Below are 20,964 nucleotides of genomic sequence, written 5' to 3' on the forward strand. Positions count from 1 at the left end.
GGGGGGTAGCGCTGCTGTTAGCGGACCGGGCCTGTGATGAGTTCGATGGTGGCCTTGTGGGACTGACCGGACTGGTCGACCCAGCCGACCTCGACCTTGTCACCAGGGTGCTGGTTGTTGAGCAGCTCGGAGAGGGTGTCCGGCGAGTCCACGCTGTGACCGGCGAAGGAGGTGATCACGTCGCCGGCCGCGATGCCGGCCTCGTCCGCGTGCCCGTCGGCGAGTACGTCGCCGACGACCGCGCCGGTGGTGCCCTCACTCGTCACGACCGAGACTCCGAGCATCGGGGAGGCGCCGATGTGTACTGCGTCCGACGCCTTGCCGTTCTCGATCTGCTCGGCGATGTCGAGCGCCTGGTTGATCGGGATCGCGTACCCCTCGGTGGTCGTCCCGGAACCGTTCCCGGAACCGCCCTGCCCGTTTCCGAACCCGTTCCCCGAACCGTCGCCGGAGCCGTCACCCGAACCGTTGCCCGAACCGTTGCCCGAACCATTGCCCGAGCCGTTCCCGGAACCGTCGCCCGAGCCGTCACCAGAACCGTTCCCGAAGCCGCCGCCGCCGAACGGCGAGCCGTACCCGGTTCCGTAGCCGTTTCCGAAACCGTTGCCGTTCCCGGTGCCTGCCGCCGCCAGCGTCGCGGTCGCCGTCGCGCCGGACGTGACTGCCGTCTGACCCGGCCGGCCCTGCCCGCCGTTGTTGCCGTTGCCGCCCGCGACGTCCACCCCGACGACGTCGCCGTTCGCGTTCACCAGCGGGCCGCCGGAGTCGCCGGCCTGGATGTTCGCGTCGGTCTCGATCAGGTTGGTGAGGTTCTCCGGGTCCTGCCCGTTCTCGTCGGTCGCGGTGATCGCCTGGTTCAGCCCAGTGACCTTCCCGGCCGCGTAGCTCGGCGTACCGCCGGTGCCGCCCGCGTTCCCGACCCCGACGACCTGGTCGCCGAGCTTGACCTGGTCGGAGTTTCCGGTCTTCGCGGTCTGCAGCCCGGACGCGTCCTTCAGCTTCAGTACGGCGATGTCGTGCTGCTCGTCGTACCCGACGACGCTCGCGGTGTACGTCTTCCCGTTGCCGATGTCGGTCACGGAGATCGACGTCGCGCCCTCGACCACGTGGTGGTTGGTGAGCACCTCACCGTCGGCGGTGAGCACGATCCCGGTCCCGGCTGCCCGGGCATTCTCGTACCCGAGCACGGTGTTCACGTCCACCAGTCCCGGTGACACCTTCGCCGCCACGGACGACGCGTCGAACGCCTTCTGGGACAGCTCCGAGCTGTTCCCGGCGCTGTGCTGGTCGATGCCCCAGGCAACCGACCCGGCGACCACTACCGCGGCCAGCCCGAGCACTCCGGCTCCCAGCAGCCGCCGGCCGCGCTTCTTCGGCGGCTTCGGCGGGAACGGGTACTGCGGGTTGTACTGCGGACCCTGCTGGTACTGCGGGTTGTTCGGGTACGGCCCGTTCTGGGGGTACTGCGGATACCCGCCATGCGCCGGCGGCCAACCTCCGTACTGCCCACCGTTGTACGGTCCAGGTCCAGCGCTCTCGTTCATCTCCCGTGCCCTCCTCAGCCAGTTCCCTCTGCTACGAGTAGAGCTCGCCAGACTGAGAACTCCATCGGCCCAACCAATGAATCAGCTGAGAATCTTCTCCACGGCCGTCACCACGGACCGCCGCCGCACGGTCGCGCTCGGCACGGCGGCGCCGTACTCCGGGTTCATCGACGACCAGCTCGTCGCGATCGCCTGGATCAGCGACAACAGGCTGACCGGGGTGAACTGCCGCGGGATCGCGCGCCGCCGCATCCCCCGCTGCAGCTCGTCCAGCCGGTGGTGATTGACCGCGACGATCGCCTCCAGCGGCTGACCGTCCGGCCGCTCCAGCCGGTACCAGATCGAGAGCCGGAGCCGCTCCGGATGTGCCTCGAAGTAGTCGAAGACGCGGCCGGCGTACGCCGGGAGGTCGTCGACGTCGAACCCGACCTCCTGGAGGTATTGCTCCACGGACGCACCGAACGCGGCGTCGAACAGCCGGTCCTTGTTGCCGAAGTACGCGTAGAGCATGGCCTTGTTGCATCCGGCCACCTCGGCGATCCGGTCGACCCGGGCGCCGGCGATCCCGCGCGCGGCGAACTCCTCGACGGCGGCGGCGAGGATCCGCGCCCTGGTCCGGTCGGCGTTCCGTTGCTGCATGCGGCCAGACTAACCAACCGTTCAGTTGATTTCCAACTAACTGGTTGGTTAACTTGAGGCGTACCCAACCAACCGGTTAGTTAGGAGTAATCATGAGCAAGATCTGGCTGATCACCGGCAGCTCTCGCGGTCTCGGCCGCGCCCTCACCGAGGCCGTGCCGGCCGCCGGCGACCGAGTCGTCGCCACCGCACGTAAGCCCGAGCAGCTCGACGACCTGGTCGCGAAGTACGGCGAGCAGATCCGCGCCGTGGCCCTCGACGTCACCGATGCCACGGCCGCACGCGCCGCCGTACAGACTGCACTCGACGCGTTCGGCGGACTGGACGTGGTCGCGAACAACGCCGGCTACGCGAACAGCGCCCCGATCGAGGAGACCCCCGACGAGGACTTCCGGGCGCAGATCGAGACCAACCTCTTCGGCGTCGTCAACGTCACCAAGGCGGCGCTGCCGGTGTTCCGCGAACAGAAGAGCGGGCACTTCCTGCAGTTCTCGTCGGTCGGCGGGCGCGTCGGCGGCACGCCCGGGATGGGTGCGTACCAGACCGCGAAGTTCGCCGTCGAAGGGTTCTCCGAAGTGCTCAGCAACGAGGTCCGGCCGTTCGGCGTCAAGGTGACGATCGTCGAGCCGGGCGCGTTTCGCACCGATTGGGGCGGCTCGTCGATGCAGCTCGCGGAGGTGCACCCCGACTACGACTCCACGGTCGGCCAGATGAACCGCTACCGCCTGGAGACCGACGGCAAGCAGCCAGGCGACCCGGCGAAGGCTGCCGACGCGATCCTCCAGGTCGTCGGCCTCGACAACCCGCCGCTCCGCCTGCTGCTCGGCAAGGACGCGCTCACCCACGCCGATCGCGCGTCCAGGTCCCGCGCCGACGAAGCCGCCGCCTGGGCCCACCTGACCACCTCGACCGACTATTCAGCGCAGTGAGCTGAAGAACTCACGGAGGTCACCGACCAGCAACTCAGGCTCCTCCAGGGCGGCGAAGTGACCGCCGTGGTCGACGTCCGTCCAGCGCGTGATCGTGTTCGACGTCTCGCAGTACCGGCGGATCGCGACGTCGTGGGCGAGCGCCAGCACGGCCGTCGGGACACCGGAGTCCGGGCGCGGGGCCCACGAGCGCGGCTGGGCGTAGCCGATGTACGCCGCGGACCCGCCGGTGCCGGTGAGCCAGTACATCATCACGTTGGTGAGCAGCCGGTCCTTGCTGATGATTGCTTCCGGCAACGTCTCGGCCGGGTAGGTCCAGGCCTTGAACTTGTCCATGATCCAGGCCAGCTGCGCCACCGGCGAGTCGACCAGCCCGTACGCCAGCGTCTGCGGGCGCGTCGACTGGATCGAGATGTAGCCGAACTCCTCCCGCATGAACGTGCCGATCCGCGCGATCTTGTCCTGCTCCAAGGGCGTCAGCGTCTTCAGCTCCTCCTCGGGCAGCTCCAGCGGCGGCAGGTTGGTCCCGCCGTTCGTGTGTACGCCGACCACCCGCTCCGGCGCGGCCCGCCCGACCTCCGGTGACACCGACCCGCCGAGATCCCCGCCCTGTACCCCGTACCGCTCGTACCCGAGCCGGCTCATCAGCTCGGCCCAGACGCGCCCGATCCGCGGAAACGTCCAGTCGTCGTCCGCCGTCGGCCCGGAGAACCCGAACCCGGGCAGCGCCGGAATCACCACATGGAACGCATCTGAAGCCTGCCCACCAAAAGCAACCGGGTCGGTCAGCGGCCCGATCACGTCCAGGAATTCGACGATCGACCCCGGCCAGCCGTGCGTCAGCATCAGCGGCAGGGCCTCCGGCTCGGCCGACCGGACATGGATGAAGTGGATCTGCTGGCCCTCGATCTCGGTGGTGAACTGCGGGTACGAGTTCAGCTCCTTCTCGGCCGCACGCCAGTCGTACGAGGTCCGCCAGTAGTCGACCAGCGAGGACAGCCAGGAGACCGGTACGCCGGTGCTCCAGGCGTCACCGGGCAGCGGCGCGGGCAGCCGGGTGCTCGCCAGCTTGGCGGCGAGATCGTCGAGGGTGCTCTGCGGGATGTCGATCGTGAAGGGCTTGATCATGTCCAGAACTCTGCCACCTGCTTAGGACAGCTTCAGTCCTAAGTCGATGGCAAACTGATGGGCATGCTCGAAACCTCGGCACGACTGCTCAAACTCCTCTCGCTCCTGCAGCAGCCCAAGGAGTGGAGCGGCGCGGCGCTGGCCGGCGAGCTCGGCATCGGCGTCCGGACCGTGCGGCGGGACGTCGACAAGCTCCGCAACCTCGGTTACCCGGTCGACGCCGTACCGGGTGTGGCGGGCTACCGACTCGGCTCCGGCGCGGCGCTCCCGCCGCTGCTGCTGGACGACGACGAGGCCGTCGCGGTCGCGATCGGGCTGCGCGCCGCCGCGAGCGGCACCGTGGCCGGGACGGCGGAGTCGTCGGTCCGGGCGCTCACCAAGCTCGAACAGGTCCTGCCGTCCAGGCTGCGGCACCGGATCGAGCTGCTCCAGCAGATCGCCGTCACCCCTGCGGGCGGCCCGTCCGTACAGCCCGACGTACTGCTCGCCGTCGCGGCGGCATGCCGGGACCACCAGCGACTGCGGTTCGACTACCGCAACCACGACGGTACGGCGACCACTCGGACGACTGAGCCGCATCGGCTCGTGCACACCGGCCGGCGTTGGTACCTGGTTGCGTGGGATCTGGAGCGGACCGATTGGCGGACGTTCCGGCTCGACCGGCTGGAGCCGCGGATCCCGACCGGACCGCGATTCACGCCGCGCGACGTACCGGAGCTGACGACCACGAACCGCGGTGTCGCGTACGGCGGCTACCGCTACCAGGCACAGATCGTGGTCCACGCGCCCGCGGAGCAGGTGGCTGACCGCTACGGGCCGAACGTCGCGTCCGTCACCCCGATCGACGAGCACACGACCCTGGTCGAGACGGGCGCCAACTCGCTCGATCAGGTGGCCTTGTATCTCGGCCTGCTCGGCCTGCCCTTCGAGGTCCGTTCGCCGCCGGAGCTGATCGACTGCATTCGCGAACTGACGACGCGCCTTGCTGCCGCGATCCCGCCGTCCTGACCGGTACCGTTCAGGCATGCAGGATCGGTACGTCGAGACCGTGCTGGGCCGGATCCGCTTACGCATCGACGGATCCGGGCCCACGATGCTGTTCTGGCCGAGCCTGCTGATGGACGGCACGCTCTGGTCCGCCCAGGCCGCGCACTTCGCCGGCCGCTTCCAGGTCGTCCTCGTCGATCCACCCGGTCACGGTGGCAGCCAGCCGCTGACCGGACCGTTCACGTTCGCCCAGTGCGCGCAGGTGATCGAGGCGATCGTCGACGACCTCGGCGTCGACCGGGTCCATGTCATCGGCAACAGCTGGGGCGGGATGATCGGCGGCACGTTCGCGGCCCGGTATCCGGACCGGATCGGCATCGCCGTCCTGATGAACGCCACCGCCTCGCCTGCGGGCCGCCGGCAACGATTCGAGTACGGCCTGCTGACCCGCTCCGCGCAGCTGCTCGGCGGCATCCGCGGACCGCTCACCGGGCCGGTGCGGGACGCGTTCCTCGGGCCGACGGCGAAACGCGAGAAGCCCGCGGTCGTTGCCACAGTCAACGATCTGGCGCGTCGGGTGAACATCACGTCGGGCCGGCACGCGGTGACCAGCGTGGTCCCCCGGCGACCCGACCAGCGCACGCTCTTCGGCACGATCCGGACACCGGTCCTCGTCGTCGCCGGCGCCGAGGACCAGACGTTCCCGGTCGCCGAGACCGAGGAGATGGCGGACTCGATCCCCGGTGCGCGGTTCGTCGTACTCGAGCAGTCGGCGCATCTGGCCGCGCTCGAGTCCCCGAAAGAGGTGAACGCCCTGATCGACGATTTTCTCGTCGATCAGGGCGTCTGACTCAGCGGACGACGGCCCCGGTCTTCGGGTCCAGGATCAGCTTGCTCTTGCTCGGGCGCTGCCAGAAGTTGAACATGCTGTTCAGGCTGCCGGCGCGCTGGTCGAACGAGTGGTCACCGATCCGGCCGGTCCGCCAGTTGTCCTCGATGAACTTCAGCACCGAGGTCTGGTCGGTCAGCGCGTGGTCGACGTGGTTGGTCTTCGCGTACGGCGAGATCACCAGCAGCGGCAGGCGCGGGCCGTAGCCGCAGCGGTCGGCGTACCCGCCGGACACCGGAGCCTTGCCACACGTCGCCGACTGGTCGAGCGCCGCGTCCTTGGAGCCGTTCACGGTCGGCGACTTCTGGTGGTCGTACCAGCCGTCGGAGTCGTCGTAGGCCAGGACGACCGCGGTCGACGACCATTCCTTGGACTTCTGCAGCTGGTTGATCTCCTTGACGATGAACGCCTGCTCGTCCAGCGGGTCGGAGTACCCAGCGTGACCGTCCTGGTACTCGCCGGCCTTCAGGAAGCTGACCGCCGGCAGGTTGTTCGCCGCGACGGCCGCGTCGAAGTCCGACGTGTCGTACTGGTGGTTGGCCTGGTCGGTGTGGCCGATCGCCTTCACCGAGGTCGGCGGCAGGTGCTGCGGGTTCGCCGTCGACTTGTAGTACTGGAACGGCTCGTGGTGCGGGCTGTAGTCGGCCGCCGCGATGCCGCCGACGTTGTTGTGCGTCGCGCCGCAGACGGCCTTGCCATCGACGGTGCTGGTCGGCTTGAAGCCACCCTGGAACCAGCCCCAGGTGACGTGGCGCTGGTTGAGCAGGTCACCGATGTTCTGCCCGTGCATCCCGGCCAGGTTGTTGGTGGACTTGCCGTTGTTGTTCGAGCAGTTGTCGTAGATCGGATCGGGGTCGTTGGTGATCGTCCCGATGCCGTTCTTGTCCGGCGACTGTACGGCGTACGCGTCGGTGGTCGGCTGCCTGGTCTTCGGGTCGTACGCCTGGCCGCCGTGTGTCTGGCCGGAGATCAGGTTCAGCGCACCCGGCGTGGACGGGCCGTACACCGTGTCGAACGAGTTGTCGTTCAGCGCGTAGTGCTGGGCGTAGTTCCACATCGCGGTGACGGTGTTGCCGTCGTAGTAGTCCATCACCAGGCCCGGCTCGCCGAACAGCACCGGCTGACCGGTGCACTTGTCGGTCTCGGTGTTCTCGACGAACTTGTCCATCTTGCCGCCGTTGACGGCCTTCTGCTCCGGACCGTAGCCGTGGTTCTGGTCGCAGGTCAGCGCCTGCGACGGCGCCAGCCGCTTCGGGTTGTAGGCGTTGGGGTTCTTCGTGAGCAGCTGCTTCGACAGCCCGTTCACCTTGGGCGTGTGGCGGGCCGCGGTGAACGGCGTGCCGTTCTCGTTGGTGGCGTTCGGGTAGGTGCCGAAGTAGTGGTCGAACGAGATGTTCTCGCCGAAGATCACCACCACGTGCTGGATCGGCGTCGACGGGTGAACCGCCGGGAACGAAAAGGCGGCGTCGGCCACCTGACCGCTGCCACTCTGACTACTGCTGCCCTGACTGGCGCCGCCCTGGTTGCTGATGCCCTGACCAGCGCCGCTACAGGCGACCAGCAACAAGCTCGTCGCGGCCACGCCGGCCGTGGCGAGGACACGGAGTCTTGCGCGCATGCCTTCTCCTCTTAGCTCAATCATGCGAGTAACGACCGCCCGAAGTGGTCGTTGCCGTCCCGTACACCGGGAAGTACATAGAAGTAGCCGCCGCCGACCGGCCGGATGTAGTCGACGAGGGGCTCGTCGATCAGCCGGGTCTGCACGGCCTCGAACTGCCGGGCGATGTCCTGCTGGTACGCGCAGAACACCAGCCCCATGTCCAGGTCTCCGACCGGGTCGGTGCCCTTGTCATAGTTGTAGCCGCGGCGCAGGAACTGGCTGGACGCCGTCGCCGGCGTGCGCGGGTTGGCCATCCGGATGTGGCTGGTCAACGGGATCGCGCCGCCGGTCGGGTCGGCCGGATAGTTCGGCAGGTCGGTCTCGCTGTTGCCGTCCAGCGGTGCGCCGGAGTCCCGCCGCCGGCCGAACATGTTCTCCTGCTCGCCGACCGACACCCGGTCCCAGAACTCAACCAGCATGCGGATCTGGCGCAACACCTGATAGCTGCCGCCCTCGGCCCAGGCGGGCTCGCCGTTGCCCTTACTCACCCACACGAGCTTGTCGTGGTCGGCGGTCGCCGGCTTCACGATGCCGTCCTTGAAGCCCATCAGGTTGCGCTGCGTGCCGGATGGGCGCGGCGGGCTCTGGAATCCGTCGACCCGCCACCGCAACTGCATCGCACCGCGGGTGTGCCGGGCGATGTCTCGCAACGCGTGCAGCACGGTGTCGCTCTCCGACGCACACAGTTGCAGGCTCAGATCCCCGTGACACTGGCTGTCGTCCAGGCTGTCGTTGGGGAATTCCTTCATCGGCGTCAGCTTGGCCGGCTTGCGATCCTTCAGGCCGTACCGGGCGTCGAACAGCGACGCGCCCACGCCGACGGTGACGGTCAGGTCGTCGCCGGGCATGTCCGGACCGAGTACGCCGGAATCGGCCGGCGGAGCGGTGATACCCAGCGGCGGAAGCGCGCCGCCTGCGGTGAGCAGCCGCGCCCGGGCGGTCAGCGTGGTGAACAGCTCGGTGAGCTCGGCCTTGTTCGCCGCGATCACGTCGAACGACGCGAAGATCGCCTGCTTCTGCGGATCGTCGGTGATGCCGGCCTGATGTGCGCCGTGGAAATCGACGGACGTCGATGTCGCCGCCTCGGCGGACGCCCCGGTCATCGCACCGGCGACCGCGGCCGCACCGGCCCCGGCCAAAGCGCCGCGCAGGAAGGACCGGCGGCCGACGTCACTCATGAACTTCTCCGTACTTCGCAGATGGCTGCGACGGGGGCGAGCTTCTCCAACAGTTCGCCGACCGCGCCGTTGAGCTGTTCACGGGTGGTCTGGTCCAACCGGGCGACCGGGGTGTTCCGGTGCGCGGTCAGCAGCGCGCGTACCCGGGCTTCCCATTTCTGTACCTGGGGCAGGTCCGGGTCGCGGGGCTTCAGCACCGGGTCCAGGATCGCCAGCACCCTCGCCGTACCGTCCAGGTTGGCCAGTGCGGTGTTCAGCGACGTGCCACTGCCCTGGTCGTTCTCGCCGGTCAGCTCGAACTGGAGTGCGTTCTCCATGATCTCGTGGGCGCGCAGCCCGAGGTCGTTCGGATCGACCTGCTCGTTGGGCAGGTCTTTCTGGAGGCCGTGGACGTCGGCGGCCAGTTGGTCCGCGACCGGCTTCAGGCTCGCGGCGGACGCGTTGTGCCACAGGCCCTTCTCCAGCGGATGGAAGCCGCCGGAGCCGTCGATCTTGTCGGCGAAGTCGCCGAACGCGTCGTACGCCGCGCCGAGCGAGTTGTACGCCAGGTGCGCGGGCAGCCAGTCGGCCCGGGCGGCGACCAGGTTGCCCGCGTCGACATCGGCACGCAGTTTGTCCGTCTTGACGGCCAGGCCGGCGACGCCGGTGGCAACCGCGGCCTCGTACTGCTTGACCAGCGGCAGCATGTCGTTCTTGGTGACGGCGACTGCGGCCGGACCGCCCTGCGCGTCGCCCGCGACGGTGACCGTCGGCCCGGTGATGGCGTCGGTGTCCTCGATCAGGCAGCGGATCGCGTACCGGCCGGCTCCGAGTTGCACGTCCATCGGTGCGCTCGTGTTCGGGCCGAGGCCCTCCACCTCGCCGTACACCTTGTTGCTACCGACCTCGACGAGATCGACCTCGGCGGCCGCGTCACCGGTGTTGTGCAGGCTGATCGTCTGCCGGCCGGTCTTCGCATCGGTCCAGCCTTGGCCGCACTGGCTGCGGGACACGGACACCTCGGGCGGGCCACCGGCCGCGCGGGCCGAGTCCTCCCAGGGCCTCCAGACCGCCACGCCCACCGCAGCTGCCACGACAACCAGCGCCGCAACCGCCGGAACTGGACGGGGAGTGCGCACGAGAGGTTGCTCCTGGGGATCGGCGGTTTATATCCGCGGGCAATGTTAATCCCGGCCGATCGTGCCGTTGCCCAGGTTCAGCCTTGTTCGCCCGCGCGTAACGCATTGTTTGCTAGCGGCGGGCCGGAACTGAGATTCGGCCGAGATCGGAGGCCACCACGACCTCGCCGGAGAACTCCGCGGCCGCCTCCTCGTGGAAGCGTTCGGGCTCCAGGTAACGCTGGGAGAAGTGCGTCAGGACCAGCTTGCGTACGCCGCACTCCTGAGCGACCCGGGCGGCCTGACGAGCGGTGAGGTGGCCGAAGCGCCTCGCCAGCTCGGACTCACCGGACAGGTACGTCGACTCGATCACCAGCAGGTCGGCGTCCTCGGCCAGGCGGAGCACGTTCTCGCACAGACGGGTGTCCATGATGAACGCGAACCGCTGGCCGGGTCGCGGTTCACTGACGTCCTCGATCCGCACCGTACGGCCGTCCACGTCGAGAGAACCGGCCTGCTGGAGGCGGCTGATGGCCGGGCCAACGATGCCGTGGGCAGCCAGCTCGTCCGGCAGCATCCGGCGGCCGTCGGGCTCGATCAGCTGGTAGCCGAACGACTCGACCGAATGCTCCAGCCGGCGCGCCCACAGCTGACCGAACGATCCGACCGACAGCAGCCCGTCCTCCTCCACCGGCTCCTCGAGCAACTCGGCCCGCTCGAAGAACGACGCGGCGTACCGCAACCGGGTGAAGTACGTCTGCCCCGAGGCCGGATAGTGCGCCCGCACCGGACGCGGTACGCCGTCCAGCGACAACCGCTGCACGATCCCGGGCATCCCGAGACAGTGATCGCCGTGGAAATGCGTTATACACAGCCGGGTGATCGCCCCGGCCGCGACCCCGGCGTACAGCATCTGCCGCTGGGTGCCCTCCCCCGGATCGAACAGGAAGCCCTCGTCGTCCCAGCGCAGGAAGTACCCGTTCTGCGTGCGTTCCCGGGACGGCACCTGGCTACCGGTGCCCAGCACAACGAGTTCACGCACGCACCTCAGGCTAGTGCAAGCTGCGACGCGTCGGCGGCGTACACCAGCCGGCCGCCGAGATAGGTCTGCTCGACGACGGCCTTCAGCAGCATCTCGGGATCGGAGCCGAGGACGTTCTCGCTGAGCACGACGAGATCCGCGAGCTTGCCGGGCGTGATGCTGCCCTTCAGCTCCTCCTCGCGTGCGGAGTACGCCGGGTTGACCGTGTACGCCGTCAGCGCCTCGTCGATGCTGATCGCCTGCTCCGGGTGGAAGCCGCGGGTGATCGCGACATACATGTTCCGCAGCGGATCGATCTCGGCGACATGCGACTTGTTGTACGCACCCGGCAGGTCGGACACCAGGTTGACCGTGAGGTGACTGTCGATCATCCGCCGCCACGCGAACGCCAGCCCGCCGCGCTCCTCGCCGAGCGCGGCGTCGACGCCGCCGGAGTAGTGCAGCAGATGATCCGACGTCACATCGGCGACCAGGCCGAGCTCACCCGCGCGCCGGAAGTCCTCGGCCGCGACGTGCCAGGCGTGGATCAGGCGATGCCGCCGGTTCCGTTCGCCGTTCTTCGACGCGGCGAACTCGAAGGCGTCGATCGCGATCCGGATGCCGCGATCGCCCTGGACGTGGACGCCGATGTCGAACCCGGCCGCGTCGCCGGCGACGATCAGCTCGGTCAACCGCTCGACGCCCACGAACCGGTACGACCAGCCGTCGGTCAGGCCGGTGCCCGGCGCGTTCGCGGCGTCGAACGGCGGGAGCATCGCACCGCTGTCGATGAAGATCTTCAATGCGCCGTACCGCAGCCACTCGCCGCCGCTGCCCGGCGTGATGCCGTGGCCGGCGAGCTCCTCGAAGGTGTCCAGCGGCAGGAACGCGTACACGCGGACCGTCAGCTCGCCGTTCTCCTCGAGGCTCTGGAAGATGCCCGCGTTCGAGAAGCTGCGCTCCAGGAACACCGGCGGTACGACGGCTTCGGTGACCTCGGGCAGCCTGGCGATGTCGTGGATCGAGGTGATGCCCAACGCGTTCAGGCGATTCATCACGGCCTGGGCGCCGATCCGTTTCTGGGCGAGTGAGACCGGCGTGACGAGTCGGTGCATGAACTCGCCGGCCTGTCCGTAGAGCATGCCGTTGAGCTCGCCGTCGGCGTCCCGGCCGTAGCGGCCGCCGCGCAGGTCCGGGGTGTCGCGATCGATCTTCGCGACCTCGAACGCCTTGGAGTTGGCGAAGTACTGGTGGTCGGCGCGCCGGATCAGCAGCGGGTTGTCCGGGGTCAGCGCGTCGATCTCGGCCAGCCGCGGCTCGAGCAGCGCGGGCGGTGACGGCTGGGTCGACGCGAAGTCGCCGAGGTCTCCCCCGGTGATCCAGATCCCGGCCGGGACCCGGTCGGCGACGACCGTGACCCGCTGGGCGAGGGTCGCGTGATCGTTGACGTCGGTGAGCGCGACCTGGAAGTGCCAGTCGGCCGCGTTCTCGAAGTGCGTGTGCGCGTCGATGAAGCCCGGGCAGAGCATCCGGCCGTCGAGGTCGACTGTCCGCGTCCCCGGTCCGGCCAGCGCGAGGACGTCGCGGTCGTCGCCGACCCGCGCGATCCGGTCGCCGGCCACCGCGACGGCGGAGGCGAGCGGGTACTCCGGGTCGCCGGTCCAGACGGTGCCGCCGAACAGGATCAGGTCGGCGTGATCGAAGGCAGGGGTGGACATTCCGGCGGCTCCTCGGGCGATCGGGACTGATCCAGCGATACAGAACTGGACACGACGGTAATGTGCGTTACATGATTGAGTCAATGATCTGCGATGCTGCGTAGGTCGCTCAGCCAGGGAGGCCGTGGTGCCGAGAGTCATCGAGGTGTCGAGTCCGTCGGCACACGACCGTGGAGTGCAGTACGGGTCCGCGGCCGCCGATCTGATCGCCGAGGCGATCGAGTACTACCGGGACGGGTTCGCCCATCAGGCCGGGCTGGACTGGACGCAGGTCCTCGAGCAGACGCAACCCTGGCAGCGGCTCGTCGAGCGCGACTTCCCCGAACTGCTCGAGGAGATGGCCGGCGTCGCGGAAGGCGCCGGCGTCCGGCTCGCCGAGATCATGGCGCTGAACTGCCGCGGCGAGATCATCTACGACAACTGGTTCCCGCAGGCCCCCGAGGACACCGACGGCTGTACGTCGTTCTCGCTCACCGAGCGCGCCGCCGGCGACGGCCACGTGTACGCCGGACAGAACTGGGACTGGCGCGAGCTGATCCGCAGGACCGTCGTCGTACTGCGGGTCGTCCAGCCGCCGAAGCCCACGCTGATCATGCAGGTCGAGGCCGGCCAGATCGGCCGGCACGGCGCGAACTCGACCGGTCTCGCGGTCAACGCGAACGGTCTCGGCGGGCGCTTCGACGACGCGATCGGGATGCCGCAGACCGTGATCCGCCGCGCGATGCTGGACGCGCCGAACGTCGCGGACGCGCTCAAGGTCCTGACCTGGACGAAGGCGCACATCGCCAGCAACGCGCTGCTCACCCATCGCGACGGGTTCACGATCGACGTCGAGACCACACCGGCCGGGCACGGCTGGGAGTACGGCACCGACGGATTGCTTGTCCACGGCAACCATTACCAGGTGCTCGCACAGGCCGAGCAGAAGCTCGTCTCGCCGGACTCGCTGATCCGCGTGCCGCGCGCCCGGCGGGGTCTCGCGAAGGCGGCGGTGGCCGAGAAGTCTGAGGACGTCCGGACCGCCATCCACACGGCGATGTCGGACCACCTCGGTCACCCGGACTCGCTCTGCGCGCACCCGGACGACCGACTGCCCGCGGTCGAGCAGTGGTCGACGACCCTGTCGAGCTGTGTGGACCTGACGACCGGCGAGTACTTCGTCACCGGCGGGCCGCCGTGCGAGCACCCCTATGAACTGATCCCGTTCAACCTCTACGGGTGAGGATCAGTGCGCGCCGAACTCGGTCACGTCGAGGTTGCCGATCGCGGTGACCAGCAGTTCCTCGTTCGCGTCGGCATGCTGCTCGAGCAGCCGGGCCGCCCGGTCCGCGTCGCGCTTCTGGAAGGCGGCCAGGATGTTCCCGTGCTCGGTCAGCGCGGCGGCCGGGCGCCGGGACGACTCCTGGTAGGTGGATTCGAGGATCGACAAGGCATAGCGCATCTCGACGGCGACGCCGGCGAAGAACTCGTCCACCCGCGGGCTGCCGTTCAGGCCGACCACAGCCTGGTGGAAGGCGAGATCGGCGCGGACGATCTCGGCTGCGTCGCCGGCCCTGGTCGCGGCCGTCAGCGCGGCGAACGCCTCGCCGAGACCTCGCAGGTCGGCGTCGGTCAGGTCCTCGGCCCGGCGGGCGGCCGAGCCTTCGAGGGTACGGCGTACCCGATAGAGGTCCCGGATGTCTTCCTCGGAGAACAGCACCACCCGCGAGCCCCGGTGCCGGTAGTGCCGCACGATCCGCTCGCGGCCGAGCACACCGAGCGCGTCCTTGACCGTCCGGCGGGAGACGTCGAACTGTTCGGCCAGGGTCTCCTCGCGCAACTGCGCCCCCGGCATCAGCGCGCCGGACATGATCATCTCGCGCAGAACCGACGCGACCTCCTCGGCCGTCGTCCCCCGACTCAACGCCGGAATCCGTCCGGTCACCGGCATGTCGGTTCCTCCCTCACCTGTTCTCTTGGTCACCAATGTAGCGAAGGTGCGTGATTGCTGTGGCTTCGGTTCCTGTCGCTGCCGAGTGGAGTTCCGCTGTCCTGACCGACGTACTCGCCACCGAGTTCGGTCTGGAGGCGACGGCTGTCTCGTCACTGGGCGGTGAGCTCGGTCAGAACGTCGCGGTGGATCTGCAGGACGGCTCTCGCGTCGTCGTGAAGGTTGCCCCACCCGATGCCGATCCCGACCTGCTCCGTTGGCAGCACGAGCTGGTCGCGTTGGCTCGGGCGATCGATCCAGTGCAAGTGCCGACGATGCTCACCGCCAAGAACGGCGACACGATCGCAACCGCCGCCCACTCCCCCGGGCGGCTTGTCACTGTGCAGTCGTGGCTTCCGGGAGTCACGTTGTCGGAGCTCGACACCCCGTCGCACAGTCTGCTGGAAGAGCTCGGCACCACCGCGGCCCGCATGGTCCAGGCGCTCGAGGACGCACCTCCTCGACCCGGGAACGTCACGCATCATTGGGATCTGCGGCGCGCGCCGGAGTCGATCGCCGACGGGATCGCCGCGGTCGAGGACCGCGGCAAGCTAGCGGAGGTGCGCCGGATCGTCGCGTGGTTCGAGCGGGCGATGAAGCAGCACGCCGCCGAACTGCCGGCCGCGGTCGTGCATCACGATCTGAACGACTTCAATGTCCTTGCCCACCGTGGACCCGACGGCCGGCATCACGTGCACGCTGTACTCGACTTCGCCGACGCCCTGCACAGCGCGCGGATCAGCGAGCTGGCGGTCGCCGTCGCCTACGCGATGTTGCGGAAGGCGAATCCGTTGAGCGCGGCTGCCGCGGTCATTCGCGGGTACGCCTCGGTGCTCGAACTGACGGACGCAGAGCTGGCCGTCCTCTATCCACTGGCCGCAGCGCGGTTGTGCGTGAACGCGGTGACCTGGACGAAGCGGTACGCCGAGACCGGGAACGCCTACGGGCACGAGCGGATGAAGCACACCTGGCCGACAATCTCGTTGCTCGCGGCAACCTCGCCGGAGCTGGCCGAACTGGTCTTCCGCGAGGCGGCCGGTCGCCCGTTGGAATCCCCTGCGGTTCTGGAGGTCCCCGGGGCGCGCACGGCGCTTCCGCACCTCGATTTCATCCCCTTCGAGCCCGCCTACGAGGTCAGCAGCGGCAACCTGCCCGGATCGGCCCGGGTCGGCCGGCATCTGTGCGCGGACGCGGGTACGTCGGCGCGCCGGTCGACCGAGGGCGGTGAGGCGACGACGCTGCGGCTGGGCGTGGAGATCAAGGCGGGCGAGTCGTTCCGGGTGCTTTCTCCGCTGGCAGCGGTCGTCGAACGGCGCGGTCGTCGTACCGCGGTCGACGGGTTGGCGTACGGACCGTTCCTGGTTCTGCGGCACGAGCGCGCCGGAGCCGAGACGATCTGGTCGCGGTGGACGGGGTTGAGTTCGTCGTTGCGCCAGGGCGAGACGGTCGGGCCGGGTGAGCTGATCGGCGACACCGCGACCGGGCGTTCGGACTGGGCGCCGTCGGCGTTGCACGTGACGTTGTTCCGGTCGCTCGAGACGGCGTTGCTCGCCGAGCGGGTGCTGGTGCCACCGTCGGAGGCGTCCGCGTGGGCGCGGGTGTCGCCCGATCCGGCCGGGTTCCTCGGTCTCGGCGAGGAATGGAGGTCCGAGGTAGAGGTTGCTGGGCGTACGGGCCGGGTGCTCGCGACGCGCGAGCGGCATGTCGCTCGTTCGCAACGCTCGTACTACGACCGTCCGATGACGTTGGTCGGCGGACGCGGGGCCTGGCTGTTCGACGAGTTCGGGCGGAGCTACCTCGACGCGATCAACAACGTGAGTCATGTGGGGCACGGGAATCCGCGGGTCGTCGCGGCCGCTGCCACGCAACTGCGGCAGCTGAACACGAACAGCAGGTTCCTCTATCCGGGCATCGCGGAGTACACGGAACGGCTGATCGCCCTGCTGCCGGATCCGCTGGAGGTCGTGTTCCTGGTGTGCAGCGGCAGCGAGGCGAACGACCTCGCAATCCGGATGGCGCGCCAGGTGACCGGGCGGCGCGACGTACTGGTTGTCGACGGCGCCTATCACGGGAACACCTCGGTGGTCACCGGGTTGAGCCCCAACCGGTACAAAGGTCCAGGCGGCACCGGGCCGGATCCGACGACACACGAGGTGGAGCAGCCCAACCTCTATCGCGGCCGCCTGCGGTACGGCGATGCCGATGCGGGCGCCGGCTACGCGGACGACCTACGGCGGAACGTGCGCCGGCTGGCGGATGCGGGGACGCCGGCGGCGGCGTTCATCGCGGAGTCGGCGATGGGGACCGCGGGCAGCATCTTCTATCCGGACGGGTATCTCGCCGAGGCGTTCGCGGCTGTGCGCGCGGAGGGCGGGTTGTGCATCGCGGACGAGGTGCAGGTCGGGTTCGGGCGGTTCGGGGACACGTTCTGGGGGTTCCAGAGCCAGGGGGTGGTGCCGGACATCGTGACGATGGGCAAGCCGATCGGGAACGGTCATCCGATGGCCGCGGTGGTGACGACGCGGGCGATCGCGGACGCGTTCGACACCGGGATGAAGTACTTCAACACGTTCGGCGGCAATCCCGTCTCGTGTGCGATCGGCACCGCCGTACTCGACGAGATCGTGGCGCAGGGCCTGCAGGAGGGCGCCGCCGAGACCGGCCGGCACTTCCACCAGCTGCTGAGCGGCCTCGACCATCCGCTGATCGGAGACGTCCGCGGGCACGGGTTGTACCTCGGCCTCGAACTGGTCCGGGACCGCGAGACGCAGGAACCGGCCGGCCCCGAGGCGTTCCTGGTCAGCGAACTGATGAAGGACGAAGGCGTGATCGTCTACCCAACCGGCCCCGACGGCAACGTCCTGAAAATCAAACCCCCCATGACCTTCACCCCCGACGACGCCACCCTCTTCACCACAGTCCTCGACGAGGTCCTCCACCGAGACTGGTAACCCAGAGCCAGCCCTGAGCCCCACCTCTCGGCCACGCCGCCCGGCCGCCCGGCCCACCGCAACGGCATGGGTTAACCCCCGAGAGGGCCGCTTGACCGCTGGCATACCAGGGGGACAACCGGCCAACTCAGGGGTTGACCCCTCAGACGGACCAGCACGACCGGCCCCTGCGGGCGGCGGACCGCGAGCCGCGGACCGCGAGCCGCGGACCGTGAGCCGAACCTCGGAACAGCACCAGGCACTGGGGGTCGCACGCCCATCTCGAGTCGGCAGGGACCGAGGGCGCGTACCGACCCCGGCCACGCTCCCACTCCCGCTTGTTTCTCTACCAGCCTTCGGTGAGGACTTGGTCGAGGGTGTCGGCGAAGTAGTCGGCGTCGGCGGTGGTGATCCCGAGTGGCGGCTTGATCTTCAGGACGCAGAGGCGGTCCGAGGTTGGTTGCATGATGACGCCGAGTTCGCGCATCCGCTCGCAGATGGCGGCGGTTTCGGCGGCGGCGGGCTCGCGGGTTTCGCGGTTGCGGACCAGTTCGGCGCCGAGGTAGAGGCCGTGGCCGTGGACGGCGCCGATGATCGGATGCCGCTCGGACAGCTCGACCAGTCGCTGCCGCAGGTGATCCCCGACGACTCTGGCGTTCTGCTGCAGTTCTTCGTCCCGGAGTACGTCGAGAACGGTCAGACCGACGATGCTGCTGACCGGGCTGCCGCCGGCTGACGAGAAGAAGTAGCCCTGACTGCGGTAGCCGTCGGCGATCGCGCGGGTGGTGATGACCGCACCGAGCGGGTGCCCGTTACCCATCGCCTTCGCGACGGTGACGATATCGGGTACGACGTTTTGTTGCTCGAAGCCCCAGAACCAGTTGCCGAGCCGTCCGTACCCGACCTGGACCTCGTCGGCGATGCACAGTCCACCGGCTTCGCGGGTGGCCTGGTAGATGTGATCGAGGTACCGGTCCGGGAGAGCCATGCCGCCGGCGTTCCCGTAGTACGACTCGGAGAGGAACGCGGCGGGTGGCGGGCCGGACGCGATAGCTTTGACGGCGTCTTCGGCGTACCGGAAGGCTTCGTCGCCGCGGTACTGGCCACGGTAGGAGTTCGGCGCGGCGACCGGGTGCACCCACGGCGGCCGGCTCTCGAGGGCATTGGGGTTGTCGGCGACGGAGGTGGAGACGGCGTCGGTCGCGTCGGACCAGCCGTGGTACGCCTCTCGCAGGGTGACGACGTCGCGGCGACCGGTGTTCGCCCAGGCCAGGCGCAGGGCGAGGTCGACCGCTTCGGTGCCGCTGTTCACCAGGAAGACAGTGTCGAGCGGCTCCGGCAACGTGGCTGCCAGGCGCTCCGAGAACTCGACCACAGCTTCGTAGTGGAAGCGCGAGTTGGTGTTGAGCAGTCGCCACTGCTGGTCCACGGCGTCACATAGCCGCGGATGCCCGTGCCCGAGGATCGCGACGTTGTTCACCATGTCGAGGTACGCGCGCCCCTCCGTATCGAACAGATGCTGCCGCCACCCCCGCTCGATCTGGGGCGGCGCCTCGTAGTAGTGCTCCTGCACGGTCGCGAACGCCGATTCCCGCCGAGCCAGCAGATCATCCTCGACCGGCTCCCCGCCGTACTCCGGATCCACCAGCCCAGTCGGATCAGGGCAAACAACCGCCCACCCCTCGGCAAGCTCCGGCGTGACGAAGAACGGCAGCAACCCACCGCCCGCGGTCTTACGAGTCACCTGCAGTCGCAGCGTCGACACATCGTCCGCATGTTCCAGCCGGCCGAACACGGCACCCGCTTCAACGGCAACCCCGGGCGCCGGCTTCAACTGGGGACCGCTCAGCCACAGCGTCAGGCCGTCGGCGGCGTGCAGCCCCACCGAATCCCCGCGCTGCTCGACGATCGCATCCCACGGTGCCCGCAGTTCAAGGGATTCCTGCGCGAACAGATCGATGCCCAGAGCGGCTGTTTCGGGAGCGTCGTACGAGTTCAGCTGCGTACGAGTCAGCCGCGGTTGGAGGAACGGGACGTAGGCAACAGACCCGCCGGTGCGTGCGAGCACGGACGCGGCCGGCTTCAGCTCCGCCTGATCGCCCAGAAATGCTCCGTTGTGCAGCTCAGGGCTGGTGGTTGACAGGTCCAGCCGAACTGGCTTGGTACCAGCGGCGAGCAGCGGATGACCCGTCAGCGCCGGCGTTGGAGCACCGGCCCGGATCGCGGTGCGGATCAGCCCCGTCATCACCTCGAGCGGTACGGACGTTGCCTGTTCGAAGATGCACCATTCTCGGGTGAGGTTCCCCGCGGCGTACTTGTTGCCGGGGTCGATGGCTGCTTGGTGGTGACCGCTGACCATCAGGGACGCGGCGCGGAGTACGACGAGTGGCCACAGGGCCTGGAGTTCATCGTCGGAGATCGGCCGGATCCGGTCGTACGCACGGATCGCGGGAAGGATCGCGGCGGGTCCGTTCGCGTACTGCAGGACCGACGAACACGTGACGGCTGCTTCCGCGATCGCCCAGCTCTGCATGAGATCGCCGAAGTCGATGACCCCGATCGGCTCCGAACGGCCGTCTGCGCCCGGCACCGCCACCACGTTGTCATCGGTCAGATCACCGTGAATCACCTGCACCGGCAGCCGATCGCGAACGGCATCCAACGCCCGTCCCGCCGCAGCCGCCGCGGCCCGCGCTGCCTCCGCGCCACCGGGCACCGACACGTACTCCGCCAGGCGCTCGACGACTTCCTCAGCATGCTGCAGGTCCCACTGCAACTCCCGCGTCGGAACGCTCCCGTCGAAGGACGCCAACGCCCGACTCGTCCGCCCGGCCAACTCTCCCAGCGCACCCACCACCGAGGGCGCAAGGTACCCGTTGGCGCTCAACACATCGCCGTCGACATACGTCACCAACCGAGCCGCTGCCGGCCGACCGTCCACCTCGACGGTCTGGACCGAGGTCCCGTCGCCCCCCGGCAACCCGACGGGAACATGCAGATCCGGCTCGCACTGCGCGATGTGCGCAGCCGCAGCGTCCTGAGCCGCCAGGTCCGCAACCGTGAACGCAGGATTCGACACCTTCAGCACGAACCGCAGTCCCGCGGGCGTCTCGATGAGGAAGTTGGCGTCCTGCTGGCTGCCTAGTTCGGTGGCTGTGCCGTCCACGCCGTACCGGTCCCGGACGAAGCGGGCTGCTTCAGCCGGAGAGATGCGGGGGCTCGGCAGCGCCGCCTGGTCGAAGAAATCGAAGGCCTGGGTCATGCGCATACCCTCC

General features: G+C 68.8%; 15 protein-coding genes. 5 read left to right on the forward strand and 10 right to left on the reverse strand.

Translation table 11 applies throughout. From position 1 onward, the window contains the following. Nucleotides 1-17: 17 nt before the first annotated feature. Nucleotides 18-1,544, reverse strand: coding sequence for a S1C family serine protease (locus tag OHA18_RS07340; RefSeq protein ID WP_329003022.1), 1,527 nt, complete (start codon nt 1,542-1,544; stop codon nt 18-20). A gap of 81 nt (nt 1,545-1,625) precedes the next feature. Beyond that, nucleotides 1,626-2,183 (reverse strand): TetR family transcriptional regulator, encoded by a 558-nt coding sequence (locus tag OHA18_RS07345; RefSeq protein ID WP_329003023.1) that lies wholly within the window; start codon nt 2,181-2,183, stop codon nt 1,626-1,628. Between the two features lie 92 nt (nt 2,184-2,275). On the opposite strand from OHA18_RS07345, the gene OHA18_RS07350 reads away from it, so the two are divergent. Next, nucleotides 2,276-3,112 (forward strand): oxidoreductase, encoded by an 837-nt coding sequence (locus OHA18_RS07350; protein ID WP_329003024.1) that lies wholly within the window; start codon nt 2,276-2,278, stop codon nt 3,110-3,112. Here the strand turns inward: OHA18_RS07350 and OHA18_RS07355 are convergent. Then, nucleotides 3,101-4,240 carry an epoxide hydrolase family protein gene (locus OHA18_RS07355; RefSeq protein ID WP_329003025.1) on the reverse strand — a complete coding sequence of 380 codons (1,140 nt, stop codon included), beginning with the start codon at nt 4,238-4,240 and terminating at the stop codon, nt 3,101-3,103. The genes OHA18_RS07350 and OHA18_RS07355 overlap by 12 nt on opposite strands. A 63-nt stretch (nt 4,241-4,303) precedes the next feature. Between OHA18_RS07355 and OHA18_RS07360 the strand changes: the two genes are divergently transcribed. Together OHA18_RS07360 and OHA18_RS07365 are read left to right on the forward strand one after the other, a co-directional pair. Continuing rightward, entirely contained in the window at nt 4,304-5,248 is a 945-nt protein-coding gene (locus OHA18_RS07360) for a helix-turn-helix transcriptional regulator (protein WP_329003026.1), read from the forward strand. Nucleotides 5,249-5,264: 16 nt separating this feature from the next. Further along, nucleotides 5,265-6,077: an alpha/beta fold hydrolase gene (locus OHA18_RS07365; protein WP_329003027.1), complete on the forward strand. Its 813-nt coding sequence runs from the start codon at nt 5,265-5,267 to the stop codon at nt 6,075-6,077. Nucleotide 6,078: 1 nt separating this feature from the next. On the opposite strand, the gene OHA18_RS07370 is transcribed toward OHA18_RS07365, so the two are convergent. From OHA18_RS07370 to OHA18_RS07390, 5 genes are all read right to left on the reverse strand, one after another. Continuing rightward, complete coding sequence (locus OHA18_RS07370) at nt 6,079-7,734, reverse strand: phospholipase C (protein WP_329003028.1); 1,656 nt, start codon at nt 7,732-7,734, stop codon at nt 6,079-6,081. 20 nt (nt 7,735-7,754) lie between these two features. Further along, on the reverse strand, nt 7,755-8,954 hold the full coding sequence (gene efeB, locus OHA18_RS07375; RefSeq protein ID WP_329003030.1) for an iron uptake transporter deferrochelatase/peroxidase subunit: 1,200 nt from the start codon (nt 8,952-8,954) through the stop codon (nt 7,755-7,757). Next, entirely contained in the window at nt 8,951-10,027 is a 1,077-nt protein-coding gene (locus OHA18_RS07380) for an EfeM/EfeO family lipoprotein (protein ID WP_329003031.1), read from the reverse strand. The genes efeB and OHA18_RS07380 overlap by 4 nt, the downstream gene beginning before the upstream one ends. 157 nt (nt 10,028-10,184) lie before the next feature. Next, complete coding sequence (locus tag OHA18_RS07385) at nt 10,185-11,093, reverse strand: ribonuclease Z (protein ID WP_329003032.1); 909 nt, start codon at nt 11,091-11,093, stop codon at nt 10,185-10,187. Between the two features lie 5 nt (nt 11,094-11,098). Further along, a complete protein-coding gene (locus OHA18_RS07390; protein ID WP_329003033.1) occupies nt 11,099-12,790 on the reverse strand; it encodes an amidohydrolase in 1,692 nt (563 codons plus the stop codon). A 127-nt stretch (nt 12,791-12,917) separates the two neighbouring features. Between OHA18_RS07390 and OHA18_RS07395 the strand changes: the two genes are divergently transcribed. Continuing rightward, entirely contained in the window at nt 12,918-14,012 is a 1,095-nt protein-coding gene (locus OHA18_RS07395; protein ID WP_329003034.1) for a C45 family peptidase, read from the forward strand. A 3-nt stretch (nt 14,013-14,015) separates the two neighbouring features. On the opposite strand, the gene OHA18_RS07400 is transcribed toward OHA18_RS07395, so the two are convergent. Next, the gene (locus tag OHA18_RS07400) at nt 14,016-14,720 is read right to left on the reverse strand and encodes a GntR family transcriptional regulator (protein ID WP_329003035.1); all 705 of its coding nucleotides are present in this window, start codon (nt 14,718-14,720) and stop codon (nt 14,016-14,018) included. Nucleotides 14,721-14,779: 59 nt separating this feature from the next. Between OHA18_RS07400 and OHA18_RS07405 the strand changes: the two genes are divergently transcribed. Further along, the gene (locus OHA18_RS07405) at nt 14,780-17,710 is read left to right on the forward strand and encodes an aminotransferase class III-fold pyridoxal phosphate-dependent enzyme (protein ID WP_329003037.1); all 2,931 of its coding nucleotides are present in this window, start codon (nt 14,780-14,782) and stop codon (nt 17,708-17,710) included. 325 nt (nt 17,711-18,035) lie between these two features. Here the strand turns inward: OHA18_RS07405 and OHA18_RS07410 are convergent, their stop codons facing one another. Then, the gene (locus OHA18_RS07410) at nt 18,036-20,951 is read right to left on the reverse strand and encodes an aminotransferase (RefSeq protein WP_329003039.1); all 2,916 of its coding nucleotides are present in this window, start codon (nt 20,949-20,951) and stop codon (nt 18,036-18,038) included. Nucleotides 20,952-20,964 lie beyond the last annotated feature (13 nt).

Source organism: Kribbella sp. NBC_00709 (assembly GCF_036226565.1).
In the GTDB taxonomy this organism is placed as follows: domain Bacteria; phylum Actinomycetota; class Actinomycetes; order Propionibacteriales; family Kribbellaceae; genus Kribbella.